Genomic DNA, 12,095 nt, shown 5'->3' on the forward strand with positions numbered 1-12,095 from the left:
CTGGCGGCCATGACCGCCCTGCTGCTGCGCGACGTGCGCCTCGTGGCCCTGCAGCCGGGCGAGGTCGCGCCCGAGCACCCGGTCGACGTCCTCATCGCCACGTCCGGCGACGGCGACGGCCGGGTGCTCGCCGTCGGCCCGGGGCTCGAGCGGCCGGCGGGCGCCGACGAGATCGACGCCGGCGGTCGCTGGTTGGTCCCGGGGCTGTGGGACGCCCACGTGCACCTCGGGCAGTGGACGTCGGCCCGCAGCCGCCTCGACACCCGCGAGGTGCGCTCGGTGGCCGAGGCTCTGGCCCTGGTGGGCACACGGCTCGCGCAGCGGCCCGGCGCCGCGGTGATCGGCTGGGGGCACCGCCCCGCCGCCTGGGACCCCGCACCCACCACCGCCGACCTCGACGCCATCGCCCCGGCCACCCCGGTGGTGCTGGTGGCCGGCGACGGTCACCAGGCATGGGTCAACACCGCCGCCCAGGTGGCGCTCGACCTGCCGCGCCAGGCCGGTCCGGTGGAGGAGGACGTCTGGTTCGCCGCCTACGCCCGCCTCGGCGAGCTCTCCGGCCCGCGCTCGGGCGTCACGCCCGACGACTACGCCGAGACGCTGCGGGCGGCCGCCGCACTCGGCATCACCGGCGTCGTCGAGCTCGAGTTCAGCGGCGGCCTCGCCGCGTGGCGCGAGCGGTGGGAGCACGGCTGCGACCTGCTGCGCGTGCGAGTCGGCGTCTATGCCGACGACCTGGAGGCCACGCTCGCCGAGGGGCTGCGCAGCGGCGACCGCCTGCTGTCCCGAGCCGCCGATCCCCGCGGCCTGCTCACGATGGGTCCGCTCAAGATCATCAGCGACGGCTCGCTGACCACCCGCACCGCCTGGTGCCGCCACGCCTACGCCGACACCGGCACGCACGGCGCGGCCAACCTCGACGCCGCCGAGCTCGGCGCCCACCTCGCCCGCGCGCACGCGGGCGGGTTGGAGGTCGCCGTCCACGCGATCGGGGACGCCGCGCTCGACCAGGCCCTCGACGCCTACGACGCCAGCGGCGCGCGGGGCTCGCTCGAGCACGTGCAGCTGGCCGAGCCGGCCCAGGTGCGGCGCATCGCGCGACTCGGGCTGCGCGCGAGCGTGCAGCCGCACCACCTCGTCGACGACCGCGACCTCGCCGAGCGGGTGTGGCCCGGGCGCACGCAGCACTGCTTCCCGCTGCGCGACCTGCACGAGGCCGGCGTCGCACTGGCCCTCGGCTCGGACGCACCCGTCTCGCCGCTCGATCCGTGGCTCGCGATCGATGCCGCCGTCACCCGCACCGGCGACGAGCGCGGCCCCTGGCACCCCGAGCAGTCGCTCACCCGCCGCGAGGCCCTCGCCGCCTCGGTCGACGGCCGCGCGATGCCCGCCCCCGGTGCGCCCGCCGACGTCGTCCTCGTGGACGACGACCCGCTCACCGCCGCGCGCCCCGGCGTCGCGCTCACGATCGTGGCCGGGCGCGTCGTCCACGGTGGGGTGTGAGCGGCCTCAGGACGACGAGCCGGCGGCGCCGTCGGCGCCGCCCAGCAGACGCACGGCGGCGTGGAAGAGCTCCTCGGCGACCGTCGCGGCCTCGACGGTGCGCCGCTCGGTGCGCAGGTCACGCAGGTAGCCCTGGATGAGGTAGCGCACGAGCTGGGCATCGCGTGCCGGGTCGGCGCTGTGCAGCACGCCCTGTTCCGCGCCGGTGCGGATGATCCCCTCCAGCACCGGGAGCCACGAGCTGACGATGCGGTACATCTCGTCGGGCGCCTCAGCCTCCAGGCTCGGGTCGACGTAGCAGCGCACCTGACCGTAGGTGGCGCGGTCGGTCGAGATGCCGACCACGTAATGCATCAGCCCCCGCAGCTGCTCGCGCGCGTCGTCGTGCGCGGCGACGATGTTGTGCATGTCGCGGAGCCGGTCGGCGATGTCGCCGCGCAGCAGCGTGAGCATGAGCTCCACCTTCGACTCGAAGTGCGAGTAGAAGGTGCGCATCGAGACCCCGGCGGCCTCCGCGACCTGCCGCACCTTGAGGACGTCGTAGTCGGTGCGCTCGAGCGCATCGGCAGCGCACCGAAGAATGGCGGACCTCTGCGGGTGCGCGGAGTCGAAGGGTGGCTCGAACATGGGTGCCGCTCAATCTACGAGGACGACCTCGCCGTGGGGGAGAAGACCGAGCCGCCGTCACCGACGCTGCCGCCAGGGTCCCACGCGCCGGCCGCCCTGTCAGCCGAAGCCGGCCGCCGAACCTGGCACGCCTGCGGGGGCGGCGGTCGCTGACCGACCACCGCCCCCTGCCCGGGGAGCGCCGTCACGGCGCTAGAAGCGGAACTGCTCCACCAGCCCCTTCAGGGTCGCGGCCATCGTCGCGAGGTCGTTGGCCGCCCCGAGGGTGTCGCGAGCACCCGCGCGGGTGTCGTCCACCGCACCGGAGAGCTGGCTGACGTCGTCCGAGATGCCGGTGGCCCCGACCGCCGCTTCGGTCACGTTGCGTGCGATCTCGTTGGTGGTGGCGGTCTGCTCCTCCACCGCCGAGGCGATCGTCGACTGGATGTCGTTGATCCGGGTGATGACCTCGCTGATCTCCGCGATCGCCGACACCGCGCCGCCAGCGTCCACCTGGATGGCCTCGATGCGCTGGCTGATGTCCTCGGTGGCCTTGGCCGTCTCCTTGGCGAGTTCCTTGACCTCGCCCGCGACCACCGCGAACCCGCGGCCGGCCTCGCCCGCGCGGGCCGCCTCGATCGTGGCGTTGAGCGCCAGCAGGTTCGTCTGCTGGGCGATCGAGGTGATCACCTTGACCACCTGACCGATCTGCACCGACGACTCACCCAGGCTGGCGACCGTCCCCTGCGCCGAGCCCGCCACCGCCACCGCGCTGGTGGCCACCGTGGCCGCCTCGGTGGCGTTCTGCGAGATCTCCCGGATCGACGCGGTCATCTCCTCCGCCGCCACCGACACGGTCTGGATCGCGGAGCTCACCTGGTTCGAGGAGTCGGACGCCGACGCCGCTCGGGCCGCGGTGGACGTCGCGCCGCCCTCCATGCCCTCGGCGAGCGACGCCAGCAGCTCGGCGGCGCCGGCGAGCTGCTCCGCGGTGCGGCCGATCTCGGCCATCGACGCGCGTTGGCGGGCGAGCAGGGAGTCGACGCCGGCCGCCACCCGGCCGGCGGCGTCGTCACCGGCGATGCCGACGGCGCAGGTCAGGTCACCGCCGGCGGCCTGCTCGACGACCTCCAAGATCGCCTCGACCTTGATCCGCAGGTCCTCCTGCCGGGCGCGCTCGGCGTCCTCGATGCGGATGCGCTCGAACGCGTGACTGACCGCGCGCGCCACGGTGCGGAGGACGTTGCGGCGGCGATCGGACAGGTCGATGGTCTCCATGGTGAAGAAGTCCATCGTGCCGATCACCTGTCCTTCCGAGATGATCGGGAAGCACACTCCGGACTTCACGCCGACGCGCTGGGCGACGGGGGCTCGCACGCAGTCGACCATCGTGCCGAGGTCGGGGGTGAAGAAGAGGTCGCGCGTCGCCCACGCGCGACCGGAGAGACCGATCCCCTCGGCGAAGCTGGCGTCGAGCGTGACCGCGCGGAACTCCGGGCTCACCGAGCCGGACTCCGCCACGAAGCGCAGGGTCTGCGTCGCGAGGTCGCGACGCCAGTACGACCCGTAGGCCCAGCCGAACTCCTCGCGCACGCGGTTGAGCGCGATCATGATGGCCTGCTCCTCCGTGGTGGCCTCGGCGAGGCCGACCTCCACGCGGGTGGAGGCGGCGATGTCCGCCTCGCCCTCGATCCGGTCGGCCTCCGAGCGGACCCGCTCGGTCGCGACGTCCCACGTGAGCACCGCTCCCGCCGGAGCGCCGCCGCCTCCCTTCACCGGCGCCGCGCGGAACTCGAGCACTTCCGAGCCGAGCGGAACGAGGACCGCTGCTCCCGTGGCGGCGCCGTCGCGCGCACCGGGGGCGATCAGGTCGAGACTCGACCCGACGGCGTCCTCGGGGCTGACGGGGAGCAGGTGGCGCAGTGACTGCAACGCGTGCAGCGACGCAGGGTTCATGGAGGCGATCACGCCGTCGGGGTCGACGAACATCATGTTCGTGGGGGCGTGCTCCACCATCGCGCTCACCCGCGCGACCTCGGCCTCGAGGTGCAGTGTCTGCGTCAGCGGATCCCAGGTGGCGAGGGCTCCGACGAACCGGCCATCGTCATCGTGCAGCGCCGCCACGCGCAGTGCGATCGTCTCGGGGCCGATCTCGATGCGCGTCTCCAGGGGAAGGCGCCGGGCCGCGTCGGCGAAGACCGCCCGCTGGCGGGCCGGGTTGCTGTGGAGGACGTCGATGGGCGAACCGACGACGCGGTCGGGCGACACCGGGAGCCAGTCGGCCAGAGCGACCAGCGCGGCCCGCGAGGCCGCGTTGACGTGGACGACGGTCAGGTCGGCGTCGGTGAGCATCACCCGCGTCGGCAGCTGTTCCAGCACACCGGCGAGCGGGTGGCGGAGCGCCGCCGGCGCCGAGGTCGGGAGGTGGCCGCTGTCGGGTCCCGGTGCGCCGTTTCGTGCCTGGCTGATGCCGTCGATCGTCATGGTTTCGCTCATCCTTCGCCGGGGGCGAACACTTCGCCCCGTCGTGAAGGCTGTCGGGAGTTGTCGAGACGACCTGCGCCGATCGGCCTCGATGATCACCGGAACCAGGTTCCAGCCGGCGTCCATCGGCATTCTCATCAGGATCTTGAGGAAAAACCTCAACGCCGGACCTCAACGCGGCCTGCAAGATCAGCGGTGTGCTCGTCGTCGCGTCGCGGCGGCCACCGCTGCCACGTCGGCGCACCATTCCTGCCTTGCCGGCGCACCAGGGGGGCCCTCTCGGCGCACCATCTGCGCCCTCTCGGCGGTCAGGTGAGGAGGTCGACGACGAGGTCGGCGACGGCCTGCTCGTAGGCGGCGTACGGATGGAGGGGCACGGCGGGGCCCTCGGGGACGACGCCCGCGATCCAGGGGTCGGCGGCGCAGACGTCGTGGCCGCGGGTCGCCGTCCACACGTCGGCGACGAGGGCGTCGGCGGCGCGGGCTCCGCGGCGCACGGCGGCGTCGAGGCGGCGGTTGAGGTCGTGGGCGAAGGGGAGGTCGGCGGCGGCGATCGGCAGGCGCTCGCACCCGCCGGAGGCCGGCACCACCTGCGGGTAGCCGACCACCACGATGCGGGCCTTCGGGGCGCGCTCGCGGATGAGCCGGACGTCGGCGGTGATGCGCTGCGTGAGGCGCTGCAGCTCGCGGGTCAGCGCCGGCTCGGCGAAGCGGGGGGCGTCGGCGCAGCGCTGGTTCGCCGGACGGCTCGCACCGCCCCCGCCGAAGCCCAGCCGACCGCAGGTCGTGACGAGCCCGGAGAAGAGGCCCTCGTCGTTGCCGCCCATCCCGAGCGTGACCACGTCGGTGTCGGCGGTGAGCGCGTCGAGCTGCGGCGGAGCGTTGAGGGCCTGCGCCTTCGTGAGGTTCTCGCTCGTGGCTGAGGAGCAGGTGACGTCGGTGAGCCGGAGTCCGTAGCGCGCGGCCAGCAGGTGCGCGTAGTTGCCGTCGGTCTGGAAGCACCCGTCGGGCCCGGTGGGCTGCCCGACCCCGGGCGCAGCCGAGTAGGAGTCGCCCAGCGCCACGTAGCGCAGCCCCTTGAGCGGCCCGTCCACCGGCTCCGTGGAAGACGACCCGCCCGCCGACGGCGACGCGGCGGACGACGCGTCCGAGAGCGAGGACGACGGCCGCTCGATCGATGCGGACGAGTCACCCGAGTCACCCGAGTCGTCGCTCGAGCATCCCGCCAGCACGGCCAGGCTCGCCGCGGTCACCGCCACCAGGGCGCGCCGTCGCGCCCCGTGTCGTCGGCCGCGCCGCACGGACTGAACGCCCATCACCGCCCCTCCCCGGGCTCGCTCCCCGACCCGTCACCGCTCAGGTCCGGTGCGCCGGGCGACGCATCGTCGGCGGCCTCGACGCCGAGGGCGAGGGTCAGATCCAGAACGGTATCGGGATCGTCCAAGGCCTCGCCGAAGAGCTCGCGCACCTGGGTCATGCGGTAGCGCACGGTCTGCGGGTGCACGAAGAGGTGGGCGGCCACGTCGTCGCGGCGGCCCTGGTGCAGCAGCCAGGCGCGCAGGGTCTCGCGCAGCTTCTGCGCCGAGGAGTCGCGGAGCCCGGCGAGCGGCGCGAGCACCCGGGCGCGCAGATCGGCGAGCGCCGCGTCGTCCGCGGTGAGGATGAGGCGGGCCAGGTGCTGCTCGGTGTCGCCCGCGAGCCCGAGCCCCCGCACGCGCAGGGCCCGGTCGAAGGATGCCGCGGCCTCCAGCCACGGCCGTGCCGGGCCTACCACACCGCCGCGCTCGCGCACGGTGCGCAGCAGCGCGGCCCGCCGGCTGCCGTGCGCGTCGGGCACCAGCACCACCACCGAGCCCTCGAGGTCGGGCTGGTCGGGCGCCTGCAGCGTGCCGGGGCGCAGCGACTGCAGCAGCGAACCCACCTGGGAGTCGGGCGTGATCACGGCCGTGAGGGTGGCGGGCGGCGTCCACTCGGCGCGCTCGGCCGAGGCGAGCACGGTGGCCTCCGGCGCGCCGGTGACGAGGTGGCGGGCGAGGCGCTCGAGCTGGCGCTGGCGCACCCGCACCTCCGTGGCCGACTCGTCGCGATGGCCCGCCACGGTGGCGCCGGAGAGCTCGTCGATGTAGGTGAACACCAGCTCGGCGAACGAGGCCATCGTGGCCGGGTCGATGCCGTGGGCCACCGCCTGGGTCGACAGGTGCTGCCACGAGGTGCGCGCGCCGATGCGGTAGGCCGAGAGCAGGGCGTCGCTGGGTCGGCCGCTGCGCGCCTCGCCCCGGCCCAGCTGGTAGGCGCCGTCGAGGGCGGAGGCGCGCGGGGCCAGCGCGTCGGGGCCGCGGCGATCGCTCACCAGCGACAGGAAGCCGCCGAGCGCCACCTGCACGGCCGTGCGGATGGTCTCGCCCATCGGCCCCTCGAAGGCCGCCTCGTAGGCCGGCACCTCGCGGATGATCTGCGAGACGACGTCGTCGGCGATCGCCGGAAGCTCGGCGCGGATCGCGGTGACGGCCGCGCGCGAGAGCAGCGCGTCCTCCCCCGCCCGTGGACGACGAGCGCCCGCCGCAGCGCGCGCACCGGAGGTGGCCATCACCGCCCCTTTCGTCAGTGTTCGACGGCGATCGAGATCGGCAATCGGTTGTTCACTCCGAACAATTCTATACCATCGATTCACCGCTCGCGGTCATGAGTTTAGCCCCCGCGCACTGCGATGCTCTCAGGGTGAGCCTGACAGCCGACCGCCCGAACACCAGCGCCCCCGAGCGAGGCCGCGCTGAGCGCGGCCGCACCCAGCGCCTGCGCTCCGGCCTGCGCGGCCTGCTCGACGCCGCCGTCACCCCCCTGACCGTGGACGACGTGCTCGACCACTTCGCGCCCCTGCGCCCCGCGGCGACCGGCCTGCGCGGGCGCATCGTCTCGGTCGAGCCCGAGACCGCCGACGCCGCCACCATCGTCATCAAGCCCGGGCGCGACTGGGCCGGCCACATCCCCGGCCAGTACGTGCGCGTCGGTGTGGACGTCGACGGCGTGCGCCTGTGGCGCACCTACTCCCTCACCCACGGCCCCCGGCCCGACGGTCACCTCTCGATCACCGTCAAGGCCATCCCCGAGGGCCGCGTCTCCCAGCACCTCGTGCGCTCGGCGCGCCCGGGCCAGATGCTCCAGCTGGCGCAGGCCGAGGGTGACTTCGTGCTCCCCCAGCCGCGCCCCGGCCACCGCATCCCCCTGCTGCTGCTCACCGCCGGCTCCGGCATCACCCCGGTGATCGGCATGCTGCGCAACCTCTTCTCACGCGCCGACGCCGCCGCGATGGGCGAGGCCTACGACATCGTGCTCGTGCACTCGGCGATGAGCCGCGACGAGGTGATCTTCGGCGCCGAGCTGCGCGCCCACGCCGCCGCCGGTCGCCTCCGCCTCATCGAGCGCCACACCGACACCGACGGCCTGCTCACCACCGACGACCTCCTCGCCGAGGTGCCCGACCTCGACGAGCGCCTCGCCTACGCCTGCGGGCCGGCCGGCCTGCTCGACACCCTCGAGGCGTTCTACGCCGATCGCCACCTCACCCTGCACACCGAGCGCTTCCGGCCCACCGTCATCGCCGGCGACGCCGAGGGCGGCACGGTCACCTTCTCCGGCTCCTCCACCTCCTCGGCAGAGCGTGCGATCGAGGCCGAGGGCGATGTGCCGCTGCTGGACGCGGCCGAGTCGGCCGGCGTCCTCATGCCCAGCGGGTGCCGCATGGGCATCTGCATGGGCTGCGTGCTGCCGCTCACCAGCGGCGCGGTGCGCGACCTGCGCAACGGCGAGATCACCGTCGCCGTCCCGGGCGAGACCGACCCGGCCGGCGTCCCGATCCAGACCTGCATCAGCGCCGCCGCCGGCGAGTGCCGCATCGACCACTGATCATTCCCAGCCTCCCCCAGACCGCCCAGACCCGCACCGCGACGAGACGAAGCCGAGGACGACGATGACCACGATCACGAACAAGCCCACCAACCCGACCGCCCACCTCACCCCCGAGGACGTCGAGGCGATCGGCGCCGAGCTCGACGCCATCCGCCAGCGCGTGATCGACGCGCGCGGCGAGAAGGACGCCGCCTACATCCGCAAGGTCGTCGACGTCCAGCGCAAGCTCGAGCTCGGCTCGCGCGCCGTGCTGCTCGTGAGCGTCTTCCCGCCGGCCTGGCTGCTCGGCACCGCCGGCCTCTCGGTGGCCAAGATCCTCGAGAACATGGAGATCGGCCACAACGTCATGCACGGCCAGTGGGACTGGATGCGCGACCCGAAGATCCACTCGACCACGTGGGAGTGGGACAACGCCTCGCCGGCCGAGGGCTGGAAGCACTCGCACAACGAGGTGCACCACACCTACACGAACATCGTCGGCAAGGACAACGACCTCGGCTACGGCATCATGCGCGTCGACGAGGAGCAGCGCTGGTACCCGATGTACCTCGCGCAGCCGCTGTGGAATTTCATCAACGCCTGCTTCTTCGAGTACGGCATCGCCGCCTACGACCTCGAGCTCGGCCGCAACCTCGGCGTCCCGAAGGAGAAGCGCAGCGAGGAGTTCAAGTCCGGCGTGAAGCGCACCCTGCGCAAGATCCGCAAGCAGGCCACCAAGGACTACGTCGTCAACCCGCTGCTCGCCGCGCCCACCGGCTCGTTCCTGCCCGCGCTGGCCGCGAACTTCACCGCCAACCTGGTGCGCAACCTGTGGTCGCACTCGGTCATCATGTGCGGTCACTTCCCCGAGGGCGTCGAGACCTTCGAGCTCGCCTCGATCCCCGAGAAGGAGACCCGCGGCGAGTGGTACCTGCGCCAGATGCTGGGCTCGGCCAACATCTCCGGCTCGAAGTTCATGCACCTCATGACCGGCAACCTCTCGCACCAGATCGAGCACCACCTCTTTCCCGACCTGCCGAGCAGCCGCTACGCCGAGATCGCCCCGCAGGTGCGCGAGATCTTCGAGAAGTACGGCCTCAACTACCACTCGGCCCCGCTGCCCCAGCAGGTCGCGAGCGCCTGGCACCGCGTCGTCCGCCTGTCGTTCCCCAACGGCTGGCTCGCCACCACCAACGCCACCAACCTGCCGAGCCAGCTCAAACTGCTCTACGCGATGGCCACCGCCGACAAGAAGACCCGCCGCGTGATCCAGCTGCGCCTCGACCAGCAGGCCAAGCGCCTCGAGACCGCCCGCGCCGCCTGACGGCGCGCCCGGCCACGCCGCTTGTAACTCGGTGTTCGGTCGTCCACCACGGTGTTGTGACTGGTCATGACACCGTGGTGGGTGACCGAACACTGAGTTACAAGCAGCCCCGGCACGCCCGCGAGCGCGCTCAGCCGCGGCCGAGCAGCCGCAGGGCCCCGGCCGGCCACCACGCGCCGGCAGAGGGCTCGCCGCGCCCGCACTCGCCGTCCGACTCGCCGGGGGGCTTGACCCACAGCAGGGCGTCGAGCGGGCGCCCGCTCACCCACCGCGGCGTCGCGCCGACCCGCGCGGACGGCGGGTTGCACCACTGCCCGGCGGGCACCGCCGGCGAGGCTCCGTTGCGCGAGGTGTCGAGGACGTAGTGGCGTCGACCCGTGCCCCGGGCGTCGAGCGCGCGGTTGATCGCATCGGCGTAGGCCGTCTCGTCGGCGGTGGGTCGCATGTTCGAGACGTTCGTCGCGAAGCCGCGCACCGACGCGACGCCCGCGCCCCGCAGCCGCCCCGCCATCGTGGACGACGGCAGCCAGGCGCTGTTGCCGGCGTCCAGGTACACGCGGGCACCGGCGCGCGAGAGCGCCCGCCCGGCGTAGCGCAGCGAGCCCAGCCGGTCGCCCTGGCCCGCGCAGGAGCCCAGCATCGCCAGCGCGTCGGGCTCGAGCACGACCAGCGGCGGCCGGGCGCGGGGGGACGAGCGCCTGCTGAGGGCAGCCCGCACGGCGCCGGCGATCGCGTCGACCCAGCGGCGGTAGTCGGCGTGGGTGGCGAAGCCGCCGGAGGAGTAGGCCGAGCAGTCGCGCTTCGGGATCGCGTAGAGCACGAGCAGCGCGCTGCCCCCGCGCTGGGCCGCGCCCCGCAGCCGCTGGCGCACGGTCGCACCCACCTCCCGGGTGTCTCCCCCGGCCCCGCCCGCACCGGTGAGCCAGGTGCCGACCTGGTGGCGGGCAAGCCGTGCGAAGCGCTCGTCGCGCGCCGCCGCGGCCGCCGCCTGCGAGCCGGGGTCGGCGTCCAACCTCGCTGCTGACCTCGCCGAGGGCGCCGAGAGTGCCGAGGGCGCCGAGGCCGCTGCGTCGGCGAAACCGGTGAGCTGCGACAGCGCGAGCACCACGGTCAGCGCCAACGCGACGCCGCCCAGGAGCACCGAGACGAGCAGGTCGCCCGTCGTCCTCGAGGGCGCGGGGCCGGGCGTGGGCGGTCGGTCGAGCACGCCGCACACCGTAGGGGCGCCGGGGCCGCTCGGGCAGGGCGTTCGGCAGGCGGATCCTCACCTTCGACCGGCCCCCCGCTCAGCCGCGCCCCGATCGGGTCCGTTCGTCGCCGCGCCGCAGGACCCCGGTCCCGACGTCGCTTGTAACTCGGTGTTCGGTCGTCCACCACGGTCTTGTGACCGGTCACGACACCGTGGTGGACGACGTACCACCGTGGTGGACGACGTAACACCGAGTTACATGCGGGCCCGGCCGCGCGCCGCCCGCACTACGCTGCCGCCCATGGGCCACGTCTCCTGCACCACCCACGACGGCATCGCGCACGTGCGCCTCGACCGCCCCGACAAGCTCAACGCCCTCACGCTCGACATCCTCGGCGACCTCGTCGCCACCGCCCGCCAGCTGCGCCGCGACCGCACGCTGCGGGCGGTGATCATCAGCGGTGAGGGGGACGCCTTCTGCGCGGGTCTCGACTTCGCCGACGTGGTGCGCGACCCGGCCGGCGTCCTCAAGGCTTTCGTACCGCGTCCGCTGCGCGGCACCAACACCTTCCAGGAGGCGCCGTGGGCCTTCCGGCGCATCCCGGTGCCCGTGATCGCCGCCGTCCACGGGCACTGCCTCGGCGGCGGGCTGCAGATCGCGCTGGCGGCCGACTTCCGCATCGCGACGCCCGACTCCCGCTGGTCGGTGCTCGAGGGCCGCTGGGGACTGATCCCCGACATGACCGGCATCCAGGCGCTCAAGGAGCTCGTGGGCATCGACCAGGCCAAGCTGCTCACGATGACCGCGGAGACCTTCGACGGCACCCGCGCCCGCGAGCTCGGCCTCGTCACGCGCCTCGAGCACGATCCCGTGGCCGGGGCGCTGCGGCTGGCCGAGGAGCTCGCCCGCAAGTCGCCCGACGCGGTCGCCGCGGCCAAGCGGCTGTTCAACGACACCTGGACCTCCTCGCCGCGGCGCACCTTCGCCCGCGAGCGCGTGGAGCAGGCGGTGCTGCTGGCCGCGCGCAACACCCGCGCCGCGCGCGAGGCGGCGTTCCAGCGCACCGAGGCGGTCTTCGGCCCCCGCGTGCGCTGAACCCGCCC

General features: G+C 73.8%; 9 protein-coding genes. 4 read left to right on the plus strand and 5 right to left on the minus strand.

All coding sequences use genetic code 11. From position 1 onward, the window contains the following. Positions 1-9: 9 nt before the first annotated feature. The gene (locus ACERUN_RS05745) at positions 10-1,503 is read left to right on the plus strand and encodes an amidohydrolase (RefSeq protein WP_370288856.1); all 1,494 of its coding nucleotides are present in this window, start codon (positions 10-12) and stop codon (positions 1,501-1,503) included. Positions 1,504-1,509: 6 nt separating this feature from the next. Here the strand turns inward: ACERUN_RS05745 and ACERUN_RS05750 are convergent, their stop codons facing one another. The 4 genes from ACERUN_RS05750 to ACERUN_RS05765 all read right to left on the minus strand — a co-directional run bounded on the left by ACERUN_RS05750 (position 1,510) and on the right by ACERUN_RS05765 (position 7,180). After that, positions 1,510-2,130: a TetR/AcrR family transcriptional regulator gene (locus tag ACERUN_RS05750; RefSeq protein WP_370288857.1), complete on the minus strand. Its 621-nt coding sequence runs from the start codon at positions 2,128-2,130 to the stop codon at positions 1,510-1,512. 192 nt (positions 2,131-2,322) lie between these two features. Continuing rightward, positions 2,323-4,593, minus strand: a complete 2,271-nt coding sequence (locus tag ACERUN_RS05755) for a methyl-accepting chemotaxis protein (protein ID WP_370288858.1) — start codon at positions 4,591-4,593, stop codon at positions 2,323-2,325. 308 nt (positions 4,594-4,901) lie between these two features. Continuing rightward, a complete protein-coding gene (locus tag ACERUN_RS05760; protein ID WP_370288859.1) occupies positions 4,902-5,909 on the minus strand; it encodes an SGNH/GDSL hydrolase family protein in 1,008 nt (335 codons plus the stop codon). Beyond that, the gene (locus ACERUN_RS05765; RefSeq protein WP_370288860.1) at positions 5,909-7,180 is read right to left on the minus strand and encodes a PucR family transcriptional regulator; all 1,272 of its coding nucleotides are present in this window, start codon (positions 7,178-7,180) and stop codon (positions 5,909-5,911) included. Before ACERUN_RS05765 ends, ACERUN_RS05760 begins: the two co-directional genes overlap by 1 nt. Positions 7,181-7,311: 131 nt before the next feature. On the opposite strand from ACERUN_RS05765, the gene ACERUN_RS05770 reads away from it, so the two are divergent. After that, positions 7,312-8,496, plus strand: a complete 1,185-nt coding sequence (locus tag ACERUN_RS05770) for a ferredoxin reductase (RefSeq protein ID WP_370288861.1) — start codon at positions 7,312-7,314, stop codon at positions 8,494-8,496. 64 nt (positions 8,497-8,560) lie between these two features. Then, on the plus strand, positions 8,561-9,802 hold the full coding sequence (locus tag ACERUN_RS05775; RefSeq protein WP_370288862.1) for a fatty acid desaturase: 1,242 nt from the start codon (positions 8,561-8,563) through the stop codon (positions 9,800-9,802). A 130-nt stretch (positions 9,803-9,932) separates the two neighbouring features. On the opposite strand, the gene ACERUN_RS05780 is transcribed toward ACERUN_RS05775, so the two are convergent. Further along, positions 9,933-11,009, minus strand: a complete 1,077-nt coding sequence (locus ACERUN_RS05780; protein WP_370288863.1) for a glycoside hydrolase family 6 protein — start codon at positions 11,007-11,009, stop codon at positions 9,933-9,935. 283 nt (positions 11,010-11,292) lie between these two features. Between ACERUN_RS05780 and ACERUN_RS05785 the strand changes: the two genes are divergently transcribed. Then, positions 11,293-12,087 (plus strand): crotonase/enoyl-CoA hydratase family protein, encoded by a 795-nt coding sequence (locus tag ACERUN_RS05785; protein ID WP_370288864.1) that lies wholly within the window; start codon positions 11,293-11,295, stop codon positions 12,085-12,087. The last annotated feature ends 8 nt before the right edge of the window (positions 12,088-12,095 follow it).

This window comes from Nocardioides sp. (assembly GCF_964229035.1).
In the GTDB taxonomy this organism is placed as follows: domain Bacteria; phylum Actinomycetota; class Actinomycetes; order Propionibacteriales; family Nocardioidaceae; genus Nocardioides.

What these genes read in the sequence shown, in the direction of transcription:
- ACERUN_RS05745 (WP_370288856.1), top strand. Translation starts at nt 10, where the DNA reads ATGACCGCCCTGCTGCTGCGCGACGTGCGCCTCGTGGCCCTGCAGCCG.
- ACERUN_RS05750 (WP_370288857.1), bottom strand. Translation starts at nt 2,130, where the DNA reads ATGTTCGAGCCACCCTTCGACTCCGCGCACCCGCAGAGGTCCGCCATT.
- ACERUN_RS05755 (WP_370288858.1), bottom strand. Translation starts at nt 4,593, where the DNA reads ATGACGATCGACGGCATCAGCCAGGCACGAAACGGCGCACCGGGACCC.
- ACERUN_RS05760 (WP_370288859.1), bottom strand. Translation starts at nt 5,909, where the DNA reads ATGGGCGTTCAGTCCGTGCGGCGCGGCCGACGACACGGGGCGCGACGG.
- ACERUN_RS05765 (WP_370288860.1), bottom strand. Translation starts at nt 7,180, where the DNA reads ATGGCCACCTCCGGTGCGCGCGCTGCGGCGGGCGCTCGTCGTCCACGG.
- ACERUN_RS05775 (WP_370288862.1), top strand. Translation starts at nt 8,561, where the DNA reads ATGACCACGATCACGAACAAGCCCACCAACCCGACCGCCCACCTCACC.
- ACERUN_RS05785 (WP_370288864.1), top strand. Translation starts at nt 11,293, where the DNA reads ATGGGCCACGTCTCCTGCACCACCCACGACGGCATCGCGCACGTGCGC.